At 42.0% G+C, this 21,549-nt stretch carries 24 protein-coding genes and 1 other annotated feature; of the genes, 20 read left to right on the forward strand and 4 right to left on the reverse strand.

What is annotated here, in order from left to right:
* Positions 1 to 283: 283 nt before the first annotated feature.
* Genes argC through ACY8DX_RS05405 form a run of 6 tightly spaced genes read left to right on the forward strand, consistent with a single transcriptional unit; the run spans position 284 to position 5,752 of the window.
* Positions 284 to 1,321, forward strand: a complete 1,038-nt coding sequence (argC, locus tag ACY8DX_RS05380) for an N-acetyl-gamma-glutamyl-phosphate reductase (RefSeq protein ID WP_439802201.1) — start codon at positions 284 to 286, stop codon at positions 1,319 to 1,321.
* 8 nt (positions 1,322 to 1,329) lie between these two features.
* Positions 1,330 to 2,574: a bifunctional ornithine acetyltransferase/N-acetylglutamate synthase gene (gene argJ, locus ACY8DX_RS05385; RefSeq protein ID WP_462406892.1), complete on the forward strand. Its 1,245-nt coding sequence runs from the start codon at positions 1,330 to 1,332 to the stop codon at positions 2,572 to 2,574.
* 13 nt (positions 2,575 to 2,587) lie between these two features.
* A complete protein-coding gene (gene argB / locus ACY8DX_RS05390) occupies positions 2,588 to 3,343 on the forward strand; it encodes an acetylglutamate kinase (protein ID WP_462406331.1) in 756 nt (251 codons plus the stop codon).
* Between the two features lie 17 nt (positions 3,344 to 3,360).
* Positions 3,361 to 4,515 (forward strand): acetylornithine transaminase, encoded by a 1,155-nt coding sequence (locus ACY8DX_RS05395; protein WP_462406332.1) that lies wholly within the window; start codon positions 3,361 to 3,363, stop codon positions 4,513 to 4,515.
* Positions 4,516 to 4,567: 52 nt separating this feature from the next.
* Positions 4,568 to 5,527 carry an ornithine carbamoyltransferase gene (argF, locus tag ACY8DX_RS05400; RefSeq protein WP_462406893.1) on the forward strand — a complete coding sequence of 320 codons (960 nt, stop codon included), beginning with the start codon at positions 4,568 to 4,570 and terminating at the stop codon, positions 5,525 to 5,527.
* Between the two features lie 45 nt (positions 5,528 to 5,572).
* Positions 5,573 to 5,752: a YjzC family protein gene (locus ACY8DX_RS05405; RefSeq protein ID WP_049671790.1), complete on the forward strand. Its 180-nt coding sequence runs from the start codon at positions 5,573 to 5,575 to the stop codon at positions 5,750 to 5,752.
* Positions 5,753 to 5,821: 69 nt separating this feature from the next.
* Here ACY8DX_RS05405 and ACY8DX_RS05410 read toward each other — a convergent pair whose 3' ends face one another.
* On the reverse strand, positions 5,822 to 5,965 hold the full coding sequence (locus ACY8DX_RS05410; protein WP_462406894.1) for a DUF2929 family protein: 144 nt from the start codon (positions 5,963 to 5,965) through the stop codon (positions 5,822 to 5,824).
* 267 nt (positions 5,966 to 6,232) lie between these two features.
* On the opposite strand from ACY8DX_RS05410, the gene ACY8DX_RS05415 reads away from it, so the two are divergent.
* The 3 genes from ACY8DX_RS05415 (at position 6,233) to ACY8DX_RS05425 (ending at position 8,053) form a co-directional block, all read left to right on the forward strand.
* Positions 6,233 to 6,955 carry a hydrolase gene (locus tag ACY8DX_RS05415; protein ID WP_439802200.1) on the forward strand — a complete coding sequence of 241 codons (723 nt, stop codon included), beginning with the start codon at positions 6,233 to 6,235 and terminating at the stop codon, positions 6,953 to 6,955.
* Positions 6,956 to 7,013: 58 nt separating this feature from the next.
* Positions 7,014 to 7,787, forward strand: a complete 774-nt coding sequence (locus tag ACY8DX_RS05420; protein WP_049671787.1) for a hypothetical protein — start codon at positions 7,014 to 7,016, stop codon at positions 7,785 to 7,787.
* Positions 7,788 to 7,864: 77 nt separating this feature from the next.
* Entirely contained in the window at positions 7,865 to 8,053 is a 189-nt protein-coding gene (locus ACY8DX_RS05425) for a ComZ family protein (protein WP_439802199.1), read from the forward strand.
* Between the two features lie 3 nt (positions 8,054 to 8,056).
* Here ACY8DX_RS05425 and ACY8DX_RS05430 read toward each other — a convergent pair whose 3' ends face one another.
* Positions 8,057 to 8,323: a hypothetical protein gene (locus ACY8DX_RS05430; protein ID WP_462406333.1), complete on the reverse strand. Its 267-nt coding sequence runs from the start codon at positions 8,321 to 8,323 to the stop codon at positions 8,057 to 8,059.
* Positions 8,324 to 8,500: 177 nt separating this feature from the next.
* Here ACY8DX_RS05430 and ACY8DX_RS05435 point away from each other — a divergent pair, with 177 nt between their 5' ends.
* From ACY8DX_RS05435 to ACY8DX_RS05450, 4 genes are all read left to right on the forward strand, one after another.
* Positions 8,501 to 9,436 (forward strand): beta-ketoacyl-ACP synthase III, encoded by a 936-nt coding sequence (locus ACY8DX_RS05435; protein WP_462406895.1) that lies wholly within the window; start codon positions 8,501 to 8,503, stop codon positions 9,434 to 9,436.
* A gap of 37 nt (positions 9,437 to 9,473) precedes the next feature.
* On the forward strand, positions 9,474 to 10,712 hold the full coding sequence (gene fabF / locus ACY8DX_RS05440) for a beta-ketoacyl-ACP synthase II (protein WP_049671784.1): 1,239 nt from the start codon (positions 9,474 to 9,476) through the stop codon (positions 10,710 to 10,712).
* Between the two features lie 173 nt (positions 10,713 to 10,885).
* The gene (locus ACY8DX_RS05445) at positions 10,886 to 11,686 is read left to right on the forward strand and encodes a DUF2268 domain-containing putative Zn-dependent protease (protein WP_049671783.1); all 801 of its coding nucleotides are present in this window, start codon (positions 10,886 to 10,888) and stop codon (positions 11,684 to 11,686) included.
* 88 nt (positions 11,687 to 11,774) lie between these two features.
* Positions 11,775 to 12,536 (forward strand): YjbA family protein, encoded by a 762-nt coding sequence (locus ACY8DX_RS05450; RefSeq protein ID WP_049671782.1) that lies wholly within the window; start codon positions 11,775 to 11,777, stop codon positions 12,534 to 12,536.
* 93 nt (positions 12,537 to 12,629) lie between these two features.
* Here ACY8DX_RS05450 and trpS read toward each other — a convergent pair whose 3' ends face one another.
* Positions 12,630 to 13,619 carry a tryptophan--tRNA ligase gene (gene trpS / locus ACY8DX_RS05455; protein ID WP_049671781.1) on the reverse strand — a complete coding sequence of 330 codons (990 nt, stop codon included), beginning with the start codon at positions 13,617 to 13,619 and terminating at the stop codon, positions 12,630 to 12,632.
* A 47-nt stretch (positions 13,620 to 13,666) separates the two neighbouring features.
* Positions 13,667 to 13,917, reverse strand: a binding site (T-box leader).
* Positions 13,918 to 13,971: 54 nt separating this feature from the next.
* Positions 13,972 to 14,349: a DUF3899 domain-containing protein gene (locus ACY8DX_RS05460; RefSeq protein ID WP_049671780.1), complete on the reverse strand. Its 378-nt coding sequence runs from the start codon at positions 14,347 to 14,349 to the stop codon at positions 13,972 to 13,974.
* 364 nt (positions 14,350 to 14,713) lie between these two features.
* On the opposite strand from ACY8DX_RS05460, the gene ACY8DX_RS05465 reads away from it, so the two are divergent.
* The 7 genes from ACY8DX_RS05465 (at position 14,714) to ACY8DX_RS05495 (ending at position 21,519) form a co-directional block, all read left to right on the forward strand.
* Complete coding sequence (locus ACY8DX_RS05465) at positions 14,714 to 16,363, forward strand: peptide ABC transporter substrate-binding protein (RefSeq protein ID WP_049671779.1); 1,650 nt, start codon at positions 14,714 to 14,716, stop codon at positions 16,361 to 16,363.
* Positions 16,364 to 16,660: 297 nt separating this feature from the next.
* On the forward strand, positions 16,661 to 17,590 hold the full coding sequence (opp3b, locus tag ACY8DX_RS05470; RefSeq protein ID WP_049671778.1) for an oligopeptide ABC transporter permease: 930 nt from the start codon (positions 16,661 to 16,663) through the stop codon (positions 17,588 to 17,590).
* The gene (gene opp3C, locus ACY8DX_RS05475; RefSeq protein WP_049671777.1) at positions 17,590 to 18,618 is read left to right on the forward strand and encodes an oligopeptide ABC transporter permease; all 1,029 of its coding nucleotides are present in this window, start codon (positions 17,590 to 17,592) and stop codon (positions 18,616 to 18,618) included. The genes opp3b and opp3C overlap by 1 nt, the downstream gene beginning before the upstream one ends.
* 19 nt (positions 18,619 to 18,637) lie before the next feature.
* Positions 18,638 to 19,705, forward strand: coding sequence for an ABC transporter ATP-binding protein (locus ACY8DX_RS05480; RefSeq protein ID WP_049671776.1), 1,068 nt, complete (start codon positions 18,638 to 18,640; stop codon positions 19,703 to 19,705).
* A 1-nt stretch (position 19,706) separates the two neighbouring features.
* On the forward strand, positions 19,707 to 20,648 hold the full coding sequence (locus tag ACY8DX_RS05485) for an ABC transporter ATP-binding protein (RefSeq protein WP_049671775.1): 942 nt from the start codon (positions 19,707 to 19,709) through the stop codon (positions 20,646 to 20,648).
* A gap of 271 nt (positions 20,649 to 20,919) precedes the next feature.
* A complete protein-coding gene (locus tag ACY8DX_RS05490; RefSeq protein ID WP_462406334.1) occupies positions 20,920 to 21,054 on the forward strand; it encodes a hypothetical protein in 135 nt (44 codons plus the stop codon).
* A gap of 87 nt (positions 21,055 to 21,141) precedes the next feature.
* Complete coding sequence (locus ACY8DX_RS05495) at positions 21,142 to 21,519, forward strand: hypothetical protein (protein ID WP_439802193.1); 378 nt, start codon at positions 21,142 to 21,144, stop codon at positions 21,517 to 21,519.
* The last annotated feature ends 30 nt before the right edge of the window (positions 21,520 to 21,549 follow it).

The raw sequence follows: 21,549 nt of genomic DNA on the forward strand, positions 1-21,549 counted from the left end.
GGCGGTGCGCTTTTTTATTTATGTTCCTGATGATTTATTTTTAGGAGATACATAGGGATGGAAAAGGGAATAAATGTATAAAATGATATTTCGCAGTTTGTTAGAAAGGATAAACGAATTGCGTGTATGAATCTGATTGTTTGGAATATGAATTGTTCAAAGAATCTTAGGGGGATTATTCTGTTTAAAATATTATAAAAATACATTTGATTTTATAATTATACATAACTATAATAAATAGATATTACTGAATTTTAAAAAATTGTTAAGAGGTGGAATATAAATGAATGTCTCTGTTGTTGGTGCGACTGGCTATAGCGGAATGGAATTGATTCGGCTTTTGGCAAATCATCCTTCCTTTTCTTTATCAGGTGTATATTCCTCTTCGACAGCCGGTTCAAGGCTAGACTCAGAGAACAAGCAATTGCACGGCTTAACACAGCTAATATTGAAGGTGTACGATGCCGATGAGATTGCAAATACAAGCGATCTCGTATTCTTGGCTTTGCCAAGCGGAATTGCAAAGAAATTGGTACCTGGATTATATGAGAAAAATCTGAAGATCATTGACTTGTCGGGGGATTTAAGACTAAAGGGACAAGGTGAATATGAGAAATGGTATAAACAGCCGGCTGCTAAAGCGGAATATGTGCAGGAAGCTGTTTATGGATTGTCAGAGTGGAACCGACAGGAAATCGCAAATGCCAGGCTGATCGCTAATCCAGGCTGCTATTCAACCGCTTCCCTTCTAGCACTTGCACCCCTGGCAGCCAATGGATTGATTGAATCGAGCGACATCATTATCGATGCTAAGTCAGGTATATCAGGGGCAGGGAAAAAGAGTACGGATACGACTCATTATGCTCAGACAAATGAGAACCTATCGATATATAAAGTCCATAAACATCAGCATATCCCAGAAATTGAACAGCAACTGAGGCATTGGGATGCTTCCCTTGAACCGGTCATGTTTACGACTCATCTTGTCCCGATGACAAGAGGAATCATGGCAACCATACATGCAAAGGTAAAAAAGGGTGTGACAGCAAGCAAAATTGAAAGGACTCTAGTGGATCACTATGGAGACGAACCTTTCATTCGGCTGAGAGGGGATAATCAATTCCCATCAACCAAGGAAGTGTATGGCACGAACTACTGTGATATCGGCTTTCGAATGGATGAAAGGACTGGCAGAGTCACACTTGTATCTGTGATTGACAATCTTGTTAAAGGGGCTGCGGGTCAAGCGGTCCATAATGCAAATATCATGATGGGACTTGAGGAGACTGAGGGTCTGCGCTTAGTTCCAGTGTTCCCGTAAAGAGAATGATGGAGAGGAAGGTATGTATGAATGCAGAGGTGAAGGAGTTAATGAAAGCAATCGACGGCGGTATCTTGGCACCGAAGGGATTTTGGGCAGAAGGAATTCATGCTGGGCTTCGCTATTCACACAATGATTTAGGAATTCTTTATTCAGAGAGGCCGGCACAGGCAGCAGCGGTATATACATTGAACTCTTATCAGGCAGCGCCAATCCATGTTACGAAGGAGAGCATTGCAAAAAACGGTACCCTGCAAGCATTGGTTGTGAACAGTGCCTGTGCAAATGCATGTACTGGAGAACGCGGATTAAAGGACGCCGAAACGATGCGGGCAGCAGTTGCTGATAAGTTCGGCTTAACCCCCTATGATGTAGCTGTCGCATCAACGGGAGTGATTGGTCAATTCCTCGAGATTGAGAAGATTACAGCCGGTATTAAAGAGATTGAACTCACAAAGGAATCGTCCGGCGGGGAAGGTTTTGAAAAGGCAATCTTGACGACAGATACTTGTACGAAAAAGTGTGCGTTTGAAGCCGTTATCGATGGAGTGACTGTTTCCATGGGAGGGGCGGCTAAAGGCTCTGGTATGATTCATCCCAATATGGCAACAATGCTTGGGTTTGTGACCACGGATGCTAAGGTTGAGCAGAAATCACTTGAACGTGCGTTAAGGAAGGTGACCGATATCTCCTTTAACCAGATTACCGTTGACGGAGATACCTCCACAAATGACATGGTTCTAGTTATGGCTAACGGTGCCGCCGGAAATGAGCTGTTGAATGAAAACCATCCTGATTGGCTTATCTTTATGACCTTGCTGAAGGAGACATGTGAATGTCTCGCAAAGAAAATAGCTCGTGATGGAGAGGGTGCGACGAAATTAGTGGAGGTTCATGTGACTGGTGCAGAAACTGACCTAGAAGCAAAGACCATCGCCAAGACAGTGATTGCTTCTAATCTCGTTAAGACGGCCGTTTATGGTGCAGATGCAAACTGGGGAAGGATTGTTGGTGCAATGGGACGCAGCAATATCCCGTTTAATCAGGAAAGGGTTAGTATTTCCTTTGGTCCTGTTGAAGTCTTTCATCACGGTACTCCGGTCATTTTTGATGAGGAAAAGGCGCGTGATTATTTGCTTGGAGATGAAGTGCAGATTCTCATCCAATTGGCGGATGGACTTGGTGCAGGCAAGGCATGGGGCTGCGACTTGACCTATGATTATGTCAAAATCAATGCCAGCTATCGAACGTAGGGGAGACGGGCAGATGAAAACCATAGTGATTAAATGCGGCGGCAGCATCATTGGCCGCTTATCAGATCAATTCTTTGACAGTTTGGCTGAATTGCGAAGTGAAGGATATTCATTCGTGTTTGTTCACGGCGGAGGACCAGACATTAATGAGATGTTGGATAGGTTTGAAGTTCCTGTTCAATTTGAGAATGGTCTCAGGAAGACAACGAAGGAGACGCTGGAAATTGCCGAGCTGGTTTTAGCCGGCAAAACGAACCGGCAGTTAGTGCATATGCTTCAATCTCGTGGTTTTAAAGCGGTTGGCTTAAATGGTTCGGATGGTGCGATTCTGGAGGCAGAGCATATTGATCAAGCGGCACTTGGAGAAGTTGGAAAAATCCGAAAAGTCGATACCACCCTGCTTGATGTTCTTTTGGCTAAAGAGGTGTATCCAGTTCTGACACCGATTTCCCTTAATCAAGACGGGGGGAAACTGAATGTAAATGCGGATACTGCTGCAGGAGCTGTTGCTGCGGCGCTCCATGCAGAGCTGTGTATATTTATTACAGATGTAGCCGGGATAAGAAATGGTCCCAGCACGATTGACCATATAACGGAGGCGGAGATTCATCAATTAATTGATACAGGCACGATTTATGGGGGCATGATTCCCAAGGTGAACGCCGCCATACAGGCGAAGCAAGAAGGAGCCTCAACCATTCTCATAACGAGTGGAGTATCCCGTTTCTTTTCGAATAAAGAGTGGAAGGGTACGTTTCTTGGGGCCTAAAGAAAGGGTGGAAAGCATTGTCATCATTACTTCCGGTATATAAAAAATGGGGAATTACCCCGGTTAAGGCCAAAGGGACTTGGCTTTCAGCAGAGGATGGAAAGGACTATCTGGATTTCACCTCGGGTATTGGAGTAGTCAATCTCGGTCATGGTCATGAGGAGGTCATGATGGAGGTTCAAGCACAGCTAGCGCGCTTTTGGCATACCTCCAATCTATTTCAGCTTCCTATTCAAGAGGAAACTGCGTCCCTATTGGCTCAGTTGAGCGGACTTGACAAGGTATTCTTCTGCAACAGTGGTACAGAAGCAAATGAGGCAGCACTGAAGCTTGCTAGAAGAGCAACAGGGAAAACAACTATAATCACGTGCAGCCAATCCTTTCATGGAAGAACATTTGGAGCGATGGCAGCGACTGGACAGAGTTCCATTCATAGTGGGTTTGGCCCCGTGCTAGAAGGGTTCAGCTATCTTCCATTTAATGATTTAGAGGCTTTCGAACAGGAGATAGATGAAGAAACAGCTGCAGTCATGGTAGAGGTAATTCAGGGAGAAGGCGGTGTTATACCTGGAACAGAAGCTTTTCTGTCAGGGTTGACCGAGATTTGCCAAAAGAACAATGCCCTCTTGATCATTGATGAGGTGCAAACGGGGAATGGACGGACCGGTTATCCATTTGCTTATTTGAAATATCCGAATGTGAAGCCTGATATCATCACGACGGCAAAGGGTCTTGGCAATGGACTGCCGATTGGCGCTGTTATCGCAAAGGCTGAACTAGAGGAGGCATTCTCACCGGGAGTTCATGGTTCAACCTTCGGGGGTAACCCCATATCTCTTGCTGCAAGCAAGGCTGTTCTCACAAAAATGAACGATGAAACCTTCCTGCAAGAGGTGAGAGAGAAATCAGCCTGGTTTATGGATAAATTGAAGGAGCTCGCTGAGCGTTCGCCGGCAATTAAAGAGGTTCGGGGAGAAGGCTTTATGATTGGTCTTGAGATGTATCATGAATCTGCTCCCTATATAATGAGCCTGCAGGAACAGCAATTATTAGTACTGACTGCTGGAGCAAATGTTGTGAGGCTGCTTCCGCCTTTGACCGTGACTAGGGAAGAATTATCAATCGCTTTAGAGAAAATAGAAGAAGTATGCGGGCTTAAAGTCTCTAACTAGAAATTCATGAATGGAAGCATAATTGGGAGAGGGGAAATGCAGGTTGAGAATTATGTATGGAATCAAACCAATCGTAAATCAGAAGGATTTTTTGGAAATGGGAGAGCTGACATGTGAACAGCTAGCAGACCTGCTGGACCTTGCGGAGGAATTGAAGGCCCGCATGCAGGCTGGATATTCCGATCTTCCTCTAAAAGGGAAGATACTCGGCATGATTTTTGAGAAGAACTCTACAAGAACACGGGTTTCTTTTGAAACCGGCATGCTTCAGCTTGGCGGAAGCGCTATTTTCTTAAGTGGTCATGATACACAGCTCGGACGGGGAGAGCCGATAAGTGATACTGCTCAAGTGTTATCAGAGTATGTAGATGGATTAATGATTCGAACACATGAACATGAGCGGGCCCAAGCTTTAGCTGAATTTGCAACTGTCCCTGTTATTAATGGATTGACCGATTTGGAACATCCATGCCAAGCATTGGCAGATTTATTGACAATTAAGGAAATGAAGGGTGTGCTTTCTGGGGTAAAACTGGCTTATATTGGTGACGGGAATAATGTAGCGAACTCCTTGCTGGTTGCTGGTGCACTGGCCGGTATGCATATTGTCTGTGCGACTCCGCCTGGTTATGAGCCAGACGAGGAAGTGATAGATAAGGCAAAAAGAGCGGCGAAAGGTACGGGAGCGAAAGTAGAGGTTGTGCAAGACCCATATGAAGCTGCTCAAAATGCAGACGTGATTTATTGTGATGTCTGGACGAGCATGGGGCAGGAATTAGAAAATGAAAAAAGGCTGAAGGATTTCGCAGCCTACCAAGTCAATGAAGAGCTGACTGCTTGTGCGAAAGAGGATTATCTGTTTATGCATTGCCTGCCGGCCCATCGTGGTGAAGAGGTAACAGCCGCTATCATTGATTCAGGGCATTCTGTAGTTATGAAGCAGGCTGGCAACCGTCTGCATGCACAAAAAGCCTTGCTTGTTGATTTAATGGCAACGCCAAGGCAGGCATGAATAAATGGAAAATGGGGATTCTAGAAGAGAAAAGGAGGGATTTTCTTGGGACAGAATCGTCATTTTAAGCATGGACAGAAGGCGCCGAATAACGGTGAGTATATTGAGATCGGAGAAACAGGAAGCAATATTGTTAATCCGAAGAAAATTCGATTGAAGGCCGGAGATGCGTTTCCGGAGAACTCGAATCATAATAGACATTGGACATATGTCAGAAAGCCGTAAGGAAATGATATTACGGTAAGCAAAAAGGACAACCGAAGGGCTGTCCTTTTTGCTTATTGCGTTCATCCATTAATGATGCTCTTGTACAGGTTCATTTGGAATGATCGCCGCAACGATAAGAATCAAAACAGTGATGACGACAGCGAGAATAGATGCAGTGCTAAATACATATTCTCCACCTTCGACCATAGAGCTCGTTACGTACATGACCATATGTGTTAATGCAAATGTCCAGATAAATGTAAAAAGATATTTCAACTTGTTCACCCCGTTCATCTACAATCATTAATTATTCTATCATAGATCAAATAAGCTGGAAACTATTTCGTTAAGCTAATTTTTCCAAATATATATCCATTATCATTCCCCAACCACATGAAATTATGTATCCATCTACATAAGAGCAGGAAAGGGGGGAATGCCCGGACACCTTCCTGCACTTCTACATACATTATCAAAGTACCAATTAGTAAGGGGAAAATGATGATGAATCAAAAAACATTTCGATTTAATCATGAATGGACAACCATCTTTTACCCGGAACGGCCGAGCGGTTTTTCAATCCTGCTTGTAGGCGGGGAAAGACATTATATCCATGAAAAAACGAACTTTTGGATGGAGCATCCTGGTAAAAGACAAATGGTGGATCATCTTTTAGGGAAGGGGTACACCCTTTTTGCCACAAACCTCGGTGCCCATTGGGGAAAGGAAGGAGCCTCTGACACACTTGCTGAACTATATGCTCATTTCATCCGTCATGAAATTGTGAATGATAAAATTCATCTTCTGGCTGAAGGAACAGGTGCACTTCTTCTTGAAAGCCTCTGCGTGCTCCTTGATGGAAAGATACGCTCTATAGCGATGGTCGATCCGGAATTATCTTTGCTAAAGCGTTATGAAAAAGAAAAAGAAAATAAATTCTTTCATAAAAAATTTATGAAAGAAATAAGCCATGCATATAATATGGAAACCGCTGATGCGGCTAACTGGCTTAAAGGCAGGCATGACTGCCGAATTCCTGAAGAGATTCCTGTCCTGTTGATGCATGTGATAAATTCCTACGAAAAAAATCTAAAAGCACATTATCAGCATATCGCATCCACTCACCCGCATTTTGACATCAACTATATAACCCCTGAGAAGCGATACAGTATCCCATATCAAATGAATTCATTCTTTAAGAGGCATGAAAAACAATTATAAGAGAGCATAACCCCTGTTTCCCATGCATAATGTGTAGAAAACGGCAGGGGGTTTTACTATGCCAAGGAATATCGTTATGTCGCCATTTTCGTTTGTGGCCTTTGAGCTATGCTCGCAGCTGATGGAAGACGGTCAAGAAGTGATTGGTATTGAACCCTCTTTACCCTATTTAGATAAGGGGGTTAGAGAAGAAAAGGAATTATATATCGGCCGAAATGCCAATTTGCTCTTGTATTCAATAGAGGAATTTTCATTCAGTAAGGAAGAGGATTCTATTCTGTATGTATACCAAGAGGACATAAGCTTGCCTGATGTTGAGGAATTTTTGGAACTGAATAAGAAAAAGACCGGCAAGATTGTTTATATCACTGGTAATCACCAGCGGCCTCTCATAGATGTAATGAAGTGGTCTGAATCAAATGTTCAGATTCAGCTGCCAGATGTGTATGGACCATGGAGGGAGGAGGGTGTCTTTGAACAATGTCTTACGGGAGGCTCATTTCCTTTCGAAGAATATGAGAAGGCAGACCGGGGGGACCTCCTTTATATTGATGATGCGGTCATGAGTATTCTGGAGATTGCTGAATCGAAGAGCGGGAACTATCAGCTGAGGTCTGGTGTGGAAAATCATTGGTATGAGGTACTAAAGGAGCTTGGATACCATATTATCTATGACAGAGAACGGGAGATGCCGGGAAGGGCCTTCCCTTCCAATAAAGAAGAGGAGCAGGTTTATGTTGTGAATGCTCCCATAAAGCCGGAAAAGGGCGTAGAGATGCTGCGAAGGCATGTCAACCAAGTCAGGAAAAGGAGCCTATTTCGTCAGGGCTAACCATTGTATGCCAAATAAGAAAAATCCCCTTTCTCTTCTACATGAAAGGGGATTCAATTTTGCTGAGGGGGCTGGGGATGTCAAAAAGGAAGATAGATTACTTATCGATGGCCATGAAGCATTATCCGGAAATCAAGAAAAGAATGGCGGAGAGCACTCTCGATATTCACAAGAGAGATTTAATCCCCTTTATGGACATATTTACAAGTATCATGAATGATGCCTATGAAAAAGGCTTTAAGGATGGAAAGGCAGCCAGGAAATAAAGGCTATTTTGAAATAAACTTTGAAATAAAGGACGGAATTTTGCGCAAGACTGGTGATAGCTCAGATACGCTGTTGAGCAGGGTATCTGAGTGCTCCATTAGTTTAACAATATCGATTTGCTGATTGGATGATTGGGATGGCTTCGCTGAGGCTGTCTCTTTTTTATTGGGACGAGGACCGAACATGAGACGGTCTAAGCCATCCCCTTCCTCTTGCCTCTTCCATAAGCCATCACCGTCTTCTTGCCTCTTCCTAGGGAATAGATCCATGAAATAACACCTCCATACGTTTAGTTGTCTACATTAGAATATGAATAATCTGTCCAAGTGGATATGACATTCACCTTATTCCAAAAAATTTCTTGCAAAGAGGAATGGCTTCTTTTAAAATTAGTACCAAGTCTTAATATCAATTAATAAAACATGAACATTAGGAGAGGTGCTATGATGAATGCTGGCATATTAGGAGTAGGGAGATTCCTGCCGGAAAAAGTGGTCACCAATTTTGATTTAGAAAAGACCGTAGACACTTCAGACGAATGGATTCGTACACGCACTGGCATTGAGGAAAGAAGAATCGCTGATGAGCGGATAGATACTTCTGACATGGCGTATGAAGCAGCTGTCCAAGCATTAAAGGATGCTGCTATTACGGCAGAGGAGATTGATTTGATTTTGGTTGCAACGGTTACCCCTGATAAGGCTTTTCCGTCAGTTGCTTGCATCATTCAGGATAAGCTGGGTGCAAGTAAGGCTGCTGCCATGGATATCAGTGCTGCCTGTGCCGGATTTACATATGGAATTGTTACTGCCTCACAATATATAAAGTCTGGTGATTACCGCCACATTCTTGTAGTTGGTGTTGAAAAACTATCAAAGATTACGGATTGGAATGACCGTAATACAGCTGTACTTTTTGGAGATGGAGCAGGTGCTGTCGTGATGGGGCCAGTCAGTGAAGACAGAGGAATTCTCTCGTTTGAGCTTGGTTCTGACGGGTCGGGCGGAAAGCATCTAGAGAAAGCGGATGAGTTCATTACAATGAACGGTCGGGAAGTATTTAAATTTGCGGTCAGACAAATGGGTGAGTCCTCTCTTAATGTATTGAAGAAAGCTGGTTTAACGAAGGAAGAGGTTGATTTTCTCATTCCCCATCAAGCGAATATTCGTATTATGGAAGCGTCTAGGCAGCGTTTAGAGCTTCCAGTTGAAAAGATGTCAAAAGTTGTTCATAAATATGGAAACACTTCATCGGCCTCGATTCCGATTGCATTATGTGAAGAAGTAGAAGCTGGGAGAATAAAAAACGGGGATTTAATTGTCCTGGTTGGATTTGGTGCCGGTCTCACTTGGGGTGCGGCCGCTATACGCTGGGGCAAATAAACGAATGATTGAAATCACATAGAAGGAGCGATTGTACATGGAGCTGAAACGAGTTGTTGTGACAGGCATGGGAGCTGTTTCTCCATTAGGAAATTCTGTCAAAGAGAATTGGGAGAAAGCTATTAATGGTGTATCTGGGATAGGGCCTTTGACAAGAGTGAATGCAGACGAATTTCCGGCAAAGGTTGCTGGAGAAGTAAAAGACTTCGAAATAACGGATTATGTGGACCGAAAGGAAGCAAGGAAGATGGACCGCTTTACTCACTATGCCATTGCGGCAGCCAAGATGGCAGTAGAGGACTCTAAGCTGGAGATTACACCGGAAAATGCCGAGCGAGTAGGCGTCTGGATTGGATCGGGAATTGGCGGAATGGAAACCTTTGAACAACAATATGATGTGTTCTTAAAAAGAGGCCATAGACGTGTAAGTCCGTTTTTTGTACCGATGCTGATCCCAGACATGGCGAGCGGCCAAGTCTCCATCATGCTTGGGGCTAAGGGAATTAACTCCTGTACAGTTACCGCTTGTGCTACAGGGACAAATTCAATCGGCGATGCCTTCAAAGCCATTCAGCGCGGGGATGCTGACGTCATAGTCACCGGTGGAGCGGAGGCACCGATTACGAGAATGGCCTTGGCGGGTTTCTGCGCCAATACAGCTCTTTCCACGAATCCAGACCCAGATTCAGCTAGCAGGCCATTTGATAAGAATCGAGATGGCTTTGTCATTGGAGAGGGAGCAGGCGTACTGGTGCTAGAGGAGCTATCCCATGCAATGAAGCGAAAGGCACCAATCTATGCGGAAATTGTTGGATATGGATCTACTGGTGATGCTCACCATATTACAGCTCCTGCACCTGAGGGAGAAGGCGGTGCGAGAGCAATGAAAATGGCTCTTGATGATGCCAAGCTTTCCTCTGACGCCATTGATTACATTAATGCACATGGAACGAGTACTGAATACAATGACTCTTTAGAAACAATGGCCATTAAATCTGTGTTTGGCGAGCATGCCTACCAGTTGGCTGTGAGCTCAACAAAATCTATGACCGGACATTTGCTTGGCGCTGCCGGCGGAGTAGAGGCCATTTTCTCGGTACTATCAATTGTCAATGATCTTATTCCTCCGACTATTCATTATCATGAAAAGGATCCAGTGTGTGATTTGGATTATGTCCCGAATGAAGCGAGAGAAAAGACCGTTCGCTGTGCGATGAGCAACTCCTTTGGCTTTGGCGGTCATAATGCAACGATTGTTTTTAAGAAATACGAATAAAAATATTATGTCACGATGAAATAAAAGGCAAGAGATGATTGCCCGAAGGTTGAAAGATGAATCCTTCTGGCTAGTCTCCTGCTTTTTTTATTGGATTGTGCCTATTCACCATTCCCAAAACATAGGGGTCTTCATATAATGCAGGAGCAAATGATTTGGGGAAGTGAACAAAGATGGGCATTATCAGGACAGACAAATGGCTTGATGAGTCTTTTGGAGATATGAGGAAGGTGGAAGACCATATATTAGAAACGGTTCATTCCCAGGAACAAGCATTGATTGAAACGTTAAAAAAGACGGGAATGTATCGTCCCAATAAAAGGACTAAGGTTATCTACGAACAGATGAAGGAAAGAGCTATATGGGATGAGGCAGAAGGATATTTCAAGAAGTATCAAAAGGAATGGAATGGACCGGATATTCCTATCTTCATTTTTCCTGTGGCAATGGAGGGCCTTAGACTTTTCAGGCCTGCTGAAAAAAGGAAGGCGGGACTCGCCTTTGTCGATAAACTGTTTCTCTTTGTCTCTGGGGATATTGAGAAGAAGGAGTTAGAAGCTTTATTTGTTCATGAATATCATCATGCTACACGCCTTTCTATACTGGATGAAAGAATGGAAAGCAATTTGGCAAGCTCGATTGTGATGGAAGGCTTGGCTGAATATGCAGTGAGTGAATATTGCGGTACGCCGTATTTGGCGCCTTGGACAAAAAGACATACAACTGACGAAGTCCGTAAAAGACTTAAATCGAATTATGTTCCCAACTTTGAGCTGGAGAGAAATGATCCACTGCATGACAGGCTGCTTTTCGGCGGCGGCGGTGTGCCGAAGATGGGGGGGTATGAAGCGGGATACAGGGTCGTGAAGGATTATGCAGAATATAAAGGGTTGAAGACAAAAGCGTTATTTACTCATTCAGCCAAGGATATCATCAGTCGTTGGCAGGAACTAGCCGGGGAACAGACGGATTAATCGGAATTTCCCGTAGAAACAGGAATATTTTCCATGAATTCTGCCTATAATGATTGACAAATAGGATAGAAGCGAGGGATATTCTGGTATGTTGTATCTCCATGATGTTTGGGTGAATTGGTTTGAAGGAGAAGAAAATAGCTATAATATTTGCAGTTTTCATGAGTGGAGAAAAGAAGACACGGTAGAATTACTCGATCAAGTGCCTCTTTTGAAGCTGGAGCCTGTTTTATTTCACTACATCGAAAATGATTTATTGGAGCTTCCATCAAGCCTTTTGGAGGAAGTCTATAAGAAGGCTTATATTCGCAAGAATCATGAACGTATTCCAATGGATTATTGCTTTGTCGCAACTGATGGGACAGGCATTATTGCCATCGATACGATTGGCTACAGTATCCCAATCCGCAAGAGCCGCCTTATTCCTCGTCAGGAGCAATTGGCTTATGAAATGATCCAAAATATTGAACCGGAAAAATATGATTATGCCTCTATGATCGCGGATTACAAGAAGAAGGAATATCATATACTCTCCCCCTCGCCAACTAGTATGCTTGGACTAACGAGGCGTGAGCGTCAATTGAAGCAGCTGCTCTTCATGGCACTGGATCAATTAAAGAATGCCGGCAATACAGCTGAAATCCGCTATTGGTATACGGAATGGGCCCCGGAGGAATACTCCAATGTGCTTGAAATGAGCTTTGAGGAAATATGGCAGAAGTTATTTGATGAAATGAAGCAGGGCTGGACAGGAAAGCACACAATGCTGTGCGAACGTCTCATAAAAGGTCAGCCTTTCTTTGAAAAGCTGTGGGAAATGGAAGTTGGTGACCGGCCATCCATGCTGTAGGATGGCCTTTTCTTATGAAAATAGTTTTTTCTGAATAGAAAAAGAGTGCAGACTGCAAGCAAGCTTGCGTAATCTGCACTCTTTTTTTGCGTTTTAGCGTCTTTTTCTGCCTAGCCCTACGGCATTCTTCATCTTTGTTAATGTCTTATTAGCTGCTTTATTAGCTTCAAATGCACCTTTATCAAGTATTTCATCAAGCTCAGGAGAGTTGAGCAGCTCGTTGTAACGTTCCTGAATCGGGCGGAGGGTATTGACGACAACCTGAGCAACCTCTGCCTTGAAATCTCCATAGCCTTTTCCTTCAAATCGTGCTTCAATGCTTGATACGGGCTCTCCGCTTAAAGCAGAGTGAATATCCAGCAGGTTGGAGATGCCTGGTTTGTTCTCGCGGTCATATTTCACGATTCCTTCAGAATCAGTGACTGCACTCTTAATCTTTTTCTCAATTTGCTTCAAGTCATCCAATAGGCGGATGGTTGACTTTTGGTTTGTATCGGATTTACTCATCTTTTTGGTCGGTTCTTGCAGGGCCATGATCCTTGCACCATGAGCCGGGAGCTGAATGTCAGGAATGGTGAAGATCTCCCCGTATTTCTTATTGAATCGCTCTGCGATATCACGGGTCAATTCAACATGCTGCTTTTGGTCATCACCGACAGGGACGATATCGGTCTTATATAGAAGGATATCGGCTGCCATCAATGGCGGATATGTGAGCAGACCCGCTGAAATGGCCGCCTGCTTCTGTGATTTATCTTTATACTGAGTCATTCTTTCAAGCTCGCCAATATAAGAATTACATTGCATAATCCATCCTGCCTCGGTATGGGCCGGAACCTCTGATTGAATGAAGATTGTTGCCTTTTCAGGGTCGATTCCAACAGCAAGGTAAAGAGCAGCAAGACTCTTAATATTCTTTCTTAGCTCTAGTCGGTCTTGCGGAACGGTAATAGCATGCTCATCTACGATACAGAAATAGCAATGATATTCATCCTGAAGCTTGACGAATTGTCTCATTGCTCCAATATAATTTCCTAATGTAACTGTTCCAGTCGGTTGAATGCCGGAAAAAATCGTTTTCATCTTAAAAACTCCTTTCAGTAATAAAAAAATCCCATTCATCCTCTTAAAAAAGGGACGAATGGGATTCGCGGTACCACCCTAATTGTTTATGATCTTCATACATAAACCGGCTCTATATCATGCTTATTATGAAAGCATGATTGCCCAATAACGCGGGCATTAACGTCCATGCCATACTATTAGTTCCGGCAGGAGGCTCAGGTAAGTCCATTCGGGCAAGGGGGATGTTTGTTCGCAGCGACCACAAACTCTCTGAGATCCTTTCAATTGCCGTACTATTCTCCATCATAGCCTGTCATATTTAGTAAGCTTTAAGTAATGATATTTTACTCAAATATCCCGTTTTTGGCAACTACCTAATCATCATATAGGAACAGGCAAAAGTTATCAGAAAGGATAAGGCTCCGGAATAGATGAGCGGACGGGTCCAAGAGGAGGTGAGCACCTTCATATCAGGCCCTTTTTCTTCAGTATCGCCCGAAAGCTCGGAAATATATTCTTCTTTTTTTGTACTTCTCTTCATAACCTTTTTATAGCTATGGGCGAAAATGCTGAAAAATCCGCGGCCGATAACAAACATCATCGCTCCGATACTTAAGTATACGAGCCCAATCATAAAGTAGGCATTAATGAAAGGAAGAAGGATTTCCGGTTGAAAGAGAGAGTAGGCTAATGCAATAAGAAGAGCGGATGCATTTAGAATCAAATATTGTCTGCTGGGAGATATCATGATTGTCCTCCATTTTGTTTAGCGTTGTTGTAATAATATTATACCTTTTTTGAAATTAAAAGTTTATTTTTTAAATTAGGAGTTGAAAGATTTTAAATAAAATTTTAATATATTACTATGTTTTCTAAAAGTTAATTTACAAGGTATCTGTTTTGAATATTCTGAAAATATAAAAAGATTGTTTTAGTTTATTCATGCGTTACCTAAGTAAAACAAGCTTTTGACGGCAGGTTTGACTTTCTACTGACACAGTAACTTAACGGAATTGTAAAAAAAGATTGCAAAATTGTCAGAAAGCATTTATTATTGGTTACGAAATCTTCTGAAAATTAGAAGAGAAAAAAATAGGGAGGTCATTAACTGTATGAAAGCAAAAAAAGTGTCATTATTCCTTGTGATGATTCTTGCTTTAAGCACGTTCTTGGCTGCATGTTCTGGCGATGACAGTACATCTAGCAAAGGCGGCGGGAGCACAGAGGGAGTAGAACAAGTACTTAATGTTGTTGAATCGTCTGAAATCCCATCTATGGATACAACTTTAGCAACTGACGCAGTATCCTTCAACGTTATGAATAACGTTATGGAAGGTCTTTACCGTTTAGGTGAGAACGATGAGGTTACTGACGGTGTAGCTGAGGGTGAGCCAGAAGTAAGCGAAGATGGCAAAACGTACACTTTCAAATTAAGAAAAGATGCTAAATGGTCTAACGGCGATCCTGTCACAGCTCACGATTTCGTTTATGCTTGGCAAAAGGCTGTTAATCCTGACACTGGTGCTCAATATGCATACATGATGTATGTAGTTGAGAATGGCCAAGAAATTAACTCAGGAAAGAAAAAACCTTCTGAGCTAGGTGTTAAAGCTATTGATGACAATACACTCGAAGTTAAATTAGCAAATGCGGTTCCTTATTTTAAATCACTTCTTTCTTTTGGAACATTCATGCCTCAAAACCAAAAATTCGTTGAAGAGCAAGGCGATAAATATGGTTTAGAAGCAGATACAACAATCTATAATGGTCCTTTCACACTATCTGAATGGAAACATGAAGAAAGCTTTAAGCTTTCCAAGAACAAAGAGTATTGGGATAAAGATACTGTAAAGCTTGAAACAGTAAACTTCAAGATTGTTAAAGATACAAACACAGCAGTTAACCTATATGAAACTGGTAAAATCGATCGTGTAGGCCTATCCGCTGAACATGTTGATAACTTTAAGGATTCCGAAGAGTTCCTAACTGAACCAGATGCTTCTGTTTTCTACTTGGAATTCAACCAAGAAAATGAAATTCTAGCAAACACAAAAATCCGTAAGGCTTTAACAATGGCATTTGATAAAGAATCTTATGTTGATACTATTTTGAATAATGGTTCAGTTGCTGCTTACTATATCGTGCCGAAACAATTCTACACAACTCAAGACGGCAAAGATTTCCGTGACGTAAACGGAGATATGCTTAAAACAAATAAAGATGAAGCTGCTAAGCTTTGGGCTGAAGGCTTAAAAGAACTTGGTAAAGATAAAATTGAGCTTGAATTGTTAAATTATGATTCTGATGCTGCTAAGAAAACAGGTGAATACCTGAAAGAGCAAATGGAATCTGTACTTGAAGGCTTCACGCTTACAATCAGCCAACAGCCTTTCCAAAATAAATTGGATCTTCAAGCAAAAGGTGATTTCGACATTTCCTTCTCTGGATGGGGCCCTGACTATCAAGACCCTATGACATTCTTGGATATGTTCACAACTGGCAACGGAAATAACCACGGTAAATTCAGCAACGCTAAATACGATAAATTAATCAAGGATGCTAGCACTACACTTCTTGATGATTTAAAAGCACGTGATGCTGCTATGGCAGACGCAGAGAAACTTCTTATTGAAGAAGAAGCTGTTATTGCCCCAATTTACCAACGTGGTGGAGCTTACTTGATGAAAGATAAAGTTAAAGGATTACTTACTCACTCATTCGGTGGGGACTACAGCTACAAGTGGGTATCAATCGAGGAATAAAATCTTCGTGAGCCTATCTAGGAGAGTGCAAGCCAAAAAAGGGCTTGTACTCTCCTTTTCCCTAGTTATGGGATTGTATTCAGAATTGACTGTAAATTTTTTGAGTGTTGCATTATGTTAAATAGGTTGTTGATATCGTTATCTATTTTCTGTGGAATGGGTCGCAATATCTAATTGATTACTTATATGGCTGGAACAATCTTGTAAATTGCCATATAAGTCCATTCCACAGAGAATACTTATAAAAGGACAACTAGTATATTTAACGATGCTAGATAGAAAAAAGGGGGGCTAATTATGCTGCGATTTACACTACAAAGATTACTCTATATGATCATTACCCTTTTTGTTATTACCACTGCTACCTTTTTCTTAATGAAAATGCTTCCTGGTTCTCCCTTAAAGAACCAAGAAAAGCTATCAGCAGAACAAAAAGAGATTATTTACGAGAAGTATGGGTTAAATGACCCGGTACCTGTGCAATATGTTAACTATATGGGAGATTTGCTTAAAGGTGATTTAGGGACATCCTTCCAGTATGATAATCGCCCAGTTACAGAATTGATTGCGACACGTATTGGAGCTTCTGCTCACCTCGGTTTCCAGGCCTTACTGTTTGGGACAATTATGGGGCTTATTTTAGGAATATTTGCCGCTCTTCGGCATAATACATGGGTTGATTTCAGTGCAACTGTCATTGCGGTTCTAGGGGCTTCGATTCCATCATTCGTTTTTGCTGCTTTCCTGCAGTACTTCTTGGCTGTTAAGTGGGAGGTATTCCCTGTTGCTTTCTGGGAAGGCTTTGAGTATACAATACTGCCTACACTCGCATTATCCGCTGGTGTAATTGCTTCCATTGCCCGATTCATGCGTTCTGAGATGCTTGAAGTAATGGGATCCGATTATATTACACTAGCAAAAGCAAAAGGGCTGTCCGGTACAAGTGTTGTTATCAAGCACGGAATTCGTAATGCCTTAATTCCAATCATTACGATTCTTGGACCGATGGCAGTCAATATCATGACAGGAACATTAATTATCGAGCAAATCTTTGCTATTCCTGGTCTTGGGTACCAGTTTGTTAGCTCCATTAATCAGAATGACTATACTACGATTATGGGTACAACCATTTTCTACAGTGTGCTATTTATCTTAGTCATATTTGTGGTAGACATCCTTTACGGTGTTGTTGATCCTCGTATTCGTTTAGCAGGAGGGAAGAAATAATGGAAAAAAACATACAAAATGAAAATCTCTCTCCTGAATTATTCCAGGTTGTTGGTCCAAAAGGTAATGATGCTGAAAAGATTGAAAGAAAAAGCTTAACATTTTGGCAGGATGCGAGACATAGATTGTTCAAAAACAAAGGTGCCGTTGCTGGATTAATAGTGATTATCATCTTTGTCCTTCTGGCGATTTTTGGACCGATGGTATCCGGATACACTTTTAAGGAACAGGATTTAGGGAAATCAAAATTTCCGCCAAGAGTTCAAGGTCTTGAAAATATATCTTGGCTTCCGTTTGACGGAACGGATAAAAATGGGAACAATGTGTATGAGGCTAAGGGGTATGAAGACACATACCACTGGTTTGGTACAGATGATTTAGGACGTGACCAATGGACAAGGATCTGGTATGGAGCGAGAATTTCCTTATACATTGCCGTCTTAGCAGCTGTCATCGAATTCTTCATAGGAGTTACCTATGGCGGCGTATCCGGTTTCTTTGGCGGAAGAATTGATGCGTTCATGCAGAGGATTATAGAGGTGCTTGTAGGGATTCCATATTTAATTGTCGTTATTTTGATGATTTTGATATTCGATAAGCCAGGGGTACTGTCCATCACGCTTGCCATGGTTGTTACGGGGTGGATAGGTATGGCTCGAATGGTCCGCGGGCAGTTCTTGAAGCTTCGTGATCAAGAATATGTGCTCGCGTCTAAAACATTAGGAGCTACAAATTCAAGTCTTATCTTTAAACATTTATTACCTAATACATTAGGCCCAATCATTGTTACATCGATGTTCACTATTCCAGGGGCCATTTTCACAGAAGCGTTCTTAAGCTTTATCGGTTTAGGGATTGCTGCTCCGGAAGCCTCATTGGGCTCCCTGGTGAATGAAGGGTTCAGATACTTACGTTCATTCCCATATTTATTGATTATTCCAGCTCTTACAATCAGTATCTTGATTTTGAGCTTTAACTTATTAGCTGATGGAATGCGCGATGCGCTAGATCCAAAAATGAGAAAATAGTAGCGGAGGAGAATAAAAAATGGATAAATTACTAGAAGTAAAAGATTTGCATGTCTCCTTCAATACCTATGGTGGGGAAGTAAAAGCTGTCCGCGGTGTCAGTTTCGACCTTTTTAAAGGCGAAACATTAGCGATTGTCGGAGAATCCGGTTCCGGTAAATCTGTTACGACGAAAGCGTTAATGAGATTGTTACCTGAACCAGCAGGATTTATTAAAGAAGGCCATATCCTCTTTGGAGACCGTGATATTGCGAAATTAAGCGAGAAAGAAATGCAAAAGGTACGCGGCAAGGAAATCTCTATGATTTTCCAGGATCCGATGACTTCCTTGAACCCGACGATGAAAGTCGGCAAACAAATCATGGAGGGCTTAATCAAGCACCAAAATTTCAGTAAGGCAGCTGCTCGTGAGCGGGCAATCGAGCTTCTAAGACTCGTTGGGATTGCGCAGCCTGAGATTCGGATGAACCAATATCCGCATCAATTCTCAGGTGGTATGAGACAGCGTGTAGTCGTTGCGATTGCTCTGTCTTGTAATCCTAAGGTTCTTATTGCCGATGAGCCGACTACTGCTCTCGATGTAACCATCCAAGCACAAATTCTTGAATTGATGAAGGATTTGCAAAATAAAATTGATACATCCATCATCTTTATTACGCATGACTTGGGTGTAGTAGCCAACGTAGCTGATCGTGTGGCTGTTATGTATGGCGGTCAAATTGTTGAGACAGGAACAGTTGACGAGGTATTCTATGATCCGCGTCATCCATACACATGGGGATTATTATCCTCCATGCCAAGCCTTGATAATGATGGAGACACAGAATTAATCGCGATTCCGGGAACGCCTCCGGATTTAATCAATCCACCTAAAGGCTGCCCATTTGCACCGCGTAATGAATATGCACTGGAAATTGATTTTGAGAAGGAGCCTCCATACTATCAAATTTCTGAGACTCATTTTGTGAAGTCCTGGCTTCTTCATCCGGATGCACCGAAAGTTACGCCTCCGGAAGCTGTACAAGCACGAATTCGCCATATGGCCTCCAATTTTGATAAACCTGTAGAAGTGGGAGGGATTAACTAATATGGCTACGAAAGAAAAAATCATTGAAGTTAAAGGAATTAAGCAATATTTCAATGTCGGTAAGCCAAATATGGTTAAAGCCATTGACGGTGTCTCCTTTGATATTTATAAAGGGGAGACACTAGGGCTAGTTGGAGAGTCTGGCTGTGGGAAATCGACAACAGGCCGCTCCATTATCCGTCTATATGACTTAACAGAAGGTGAAGTTCGTTTTAAGGGAAAAGAAGTTCATGGCAAGAAGAGCCGTAAGGAATTAAAAGAATTTAACCGCGGCATGCAGATGATTTTCCAAGACCCTTATGCTTCACTTAATCCGCGTATGACAGTTGCTGACATCATTGCGGAAGGTATTGATATTCACGGTCTGGCGAAATCAAAAGAGGACCGCATGAACCGTGTTTATGAACTATTGGAAACAGTAGGTCTAAACCGTGACCATGCGAACCGTTATCCGCATGAATTCTCCGGCGGTCAAAGACAACGGATTGGGATTGCGAGAGCGCTGGCAGTAGAGCCGGAGTTCATCATTGCTGATGAACCGATTTCTGCACTTGACGTATCTATTCAAGCCCAGGTCGTTAACCTTTTGAAGAATCTTCAAAAAGAAAAAGGATTAACGTATTTATTTATCGCCCATGATTTATCCATGGTTAAATACATTAGTGACCGTATTGGTGTTATGTATTATGGAAAATTAGTCGAGGTTGCGGACAGTGAGGATTTATATAAGAATCCAATGCATCCATATACACAATCCTTATTATCTGCCATTCCATTACCGGACCCTGACAGCGAAAGAACGCGCCGCAGAAAAGCGTACAATCCAGAGGTCCATCAATATGGTGAAAATGAAGAGATTGAAATGCGTGAAATTGCTCCAGGACACCATGTGTTATGCTCTAAAAAGGAATTCGAGGAATATAAGAAGAAGTATGTTAAATAAGCTTGATGAGACCATCCAAACAGGATGGTCTTTTTTTGCACCTATTCTTATTAAGAAGGTTACCCAGCAGAAAGAATTAAATGGTAAACTATTACAAAAAGGTATCTAGGAGGATAGAAATCTTTCGCTGTATATATGATGTATTGAACAACTAGGAAAATACCTGCTAGGACTGGGTGTATTCATTTGTGGAATGTTTGGATTCTTAGTTATTAGGAGTGCTATAAAGGTTGAGATACACGTAATAGAAAAGGGGGGGCTTAGGCTTTTGATGATTCTTATAGTAATAATCTTATTCGTATATCTCTTTGATTTCACGAAATTAAGAAGACAAAATGAGACCATCATTGAACAGAATGAAAAAATGATTTCTCTATTGGAGGAGATTAAAAATAAAAGCAGCTAAGACTTCAGTTGTTGGAGATATAGGTTATAAACAAAAATGAAGGATAATAAGAATGAAAGGATGATGCTTTACAGGGGGGAGAACTAGATGATTATTGCTTTCATTGGAGGCGGCTTATTTTTGCTGGTTGCATGCTTATATACTTTGCTGGCTTTCGGGTTCCCATATGGAGAATTTGCAATGGGCGGTAAATACACGGTCATGCCGATTAGATTGAGAGTGGCTTGTGGCTGTTCTGTGCTGATTCAGTTATTTGCGATCATCATTATCTTACAGACTGCTGACATCATTCCTTCTTTATTCTCGATTGGCATTACCAGGGGCCTTTGTTTTTTATTTGCCTCATATCTTACGCTTAATGCAATGATGAATGGGTTTTCTAAGAGCAGAAAGGAAAGGTTAGTTATGACACCTCTGGCTATCCTTACAGCGAGCTGTTTTTGGATAACAGCTATTGCTTCTTAGGAAGTATAAAAGAAAATTTAAAAGTTCAAG

It is taken from the genome of Gracilibacillus sp. Marseille-QA3620, from assembly GCF_054950035.1.

What these genes read in the sequence shown, in the direction of transcription:
- trpS (WP_049671781.1), bottom strand. Translation starts at nt 13,619, where the DNA reads ATGAAAACGATTTTTTCCGGCATTCAACCGACTGGAACAGTTACATTA.
- argF (WP_462406893.1), top strand. Translation starts at nt 4,568, where the DNA reads ATGTATGGAATCAAACCAATCGTAAATCAGAAGGATTTTTTGGAAATG.
- ACY8DX_RS05430 (WP_462406333.1), bottom strand. Translation starts at nt 8,323, where the DNA reads ATGGATCTATTCCCTAGGAAGAGGCAAGAAGACGGTGATGGCTTATGG.
- ACY8DX_RS05465 (WP_049671779.1), top strand. Translation starts at nt 14,714, where the DNA reads ATGAAAGCAAAAAAAGTGTCATTATTCCTTGTGATGATTCTTGCTTTA.
- ACY8DX_RS05495 (WP_439802193.1), top strand. Translation starts at nt 21,142, where the DNA reads ATGATTATTGCTTTCATTGGAGGCGGCTTATTTTTGCTGGTTGCATGC.
- ACY8DX_RS05460 (WP_049671780.1), bottom strand. Translation starts at nt 14,349, where the DNA reads ATGATATCTCCCAGCAGACAATATTTGATTCTAAATGCATCCGCTCTT.
- opp3b (WP_049671778.1), top strand. Translation starts at nt 16,661, where the DNA reads ATGCTGCGATTTACACTACAAAGATTACTCTATATGATCATTACCCTT.
- ACY8DX_RS05480 (WP_049671776.1), top strand. Translation starts at nt 18,638, where the DNA reads ATGGATAAATTACTAGAAGTAAAAGATTTGCATGTCTCCTTCAATACC.
- ACY8DX_RS05420 (WP_049671787.1), top strand. Translation starts at nt 7,014, where the DNA reads ATGCCAAGGAATATCGTTATGTCGCCATTTTCGTTTGTGGCCTTTGAG.
- argB (WP_462406331.1), top strand. Translation starts at nt 2,588, where the DNA reads ATGAAAACCATAGTGATTAAATGCGGCGGCAGCATCATTGGCCGCTTA.
- fabF (WP_049671784.1), top strand. Translation starts at nt 9,474, where the DNA reads ATGGAGCTGAAACGAGTTGTTGTGACAGGCATGGGAGCTGTTTCTCCA.
- ACY8DX_RS05450 (WP_049671782.1), top strand. Translation starts at nt 11,775, where the DNA reads ATGTTGTATCTCCATGATGTTTGGGTGAATTGGTTTGAAGGAGAAGAA.
- ACY8DX_RS05435 (WP_462406895.1), top strand. Translation starts at nt 8,501, where the DNA reads ATGAATGCTGGCATATTAGGAGTAGGGAGATTCCTGCCGGAAAAAGTG.
- ACY8DX_RS05485 (WP_049671775.1), top strand. Translation starts at nt 19,707, where the DNA reads ATGGCTACGAAAGAAAAAATCATTGAAGTTAAAGGAATTAAGCAATAT.
- ACY8DX_RS05425 (WP_439802199.1), top strand. Translation starts at nt 7,865, where the DNA reads ATGTCAAAAAGGAAGATAGATTACTTATCGATGGCCATGAAGCATTAT.
- argC (WP_439802201.1), top strand. Translation starts at nt 284, where the DNA reads ATGAATGTCTCTGTTGTTGGTGCGACTGGCTATAGCGGAATGGAATTG.
- opp3C (WP_049671777.1), top strand. Translation starts at nt 17,590, where the DNA reads ATGGAAAAAAACATACAAAATGAAAATCTCTCTCCTGAATTATTCCAG.
- argJ (WP_462406892.1), top strand. Translation starts at nt 1,330, where the DNA reads ATGGAGAGGAAGGTATGTATGAATGCAGAGGTGAAGGAGTTAATGAAA.
- ACY8DX_RS05490 (WP_462406334.1), top strand. Translation starts at nt 20,920, where the DNA reads ATGATTCTTATAGTAATAATCTTATTCGTATATCTCTTTGATTTCACG.
- ACY8DX_RS05445 (WP_049671783.1), top strand. Translation starts at nt 10,886, where the DNA reads ATGGGCATTATCAGGACAGACAAATGGCTTGATGAGTCTTTTGGAGAT.
- ACY8DX_RS05410 (WP_462406894.1), bottom strand. Translation starts at nt 5,965, where the DNA reads ATGGTCATGTACGTAACGAGCTCTATGGTCGAAGGTGGAGAATATGTA.
- ACY8DX_RS05415 (WP_439802200.1), top strand. Translation starts at nt 6,233, where the DNA reads ATGATGATGAATCAAAAAACATTTCGATTTAATCATGAATGGACAACC.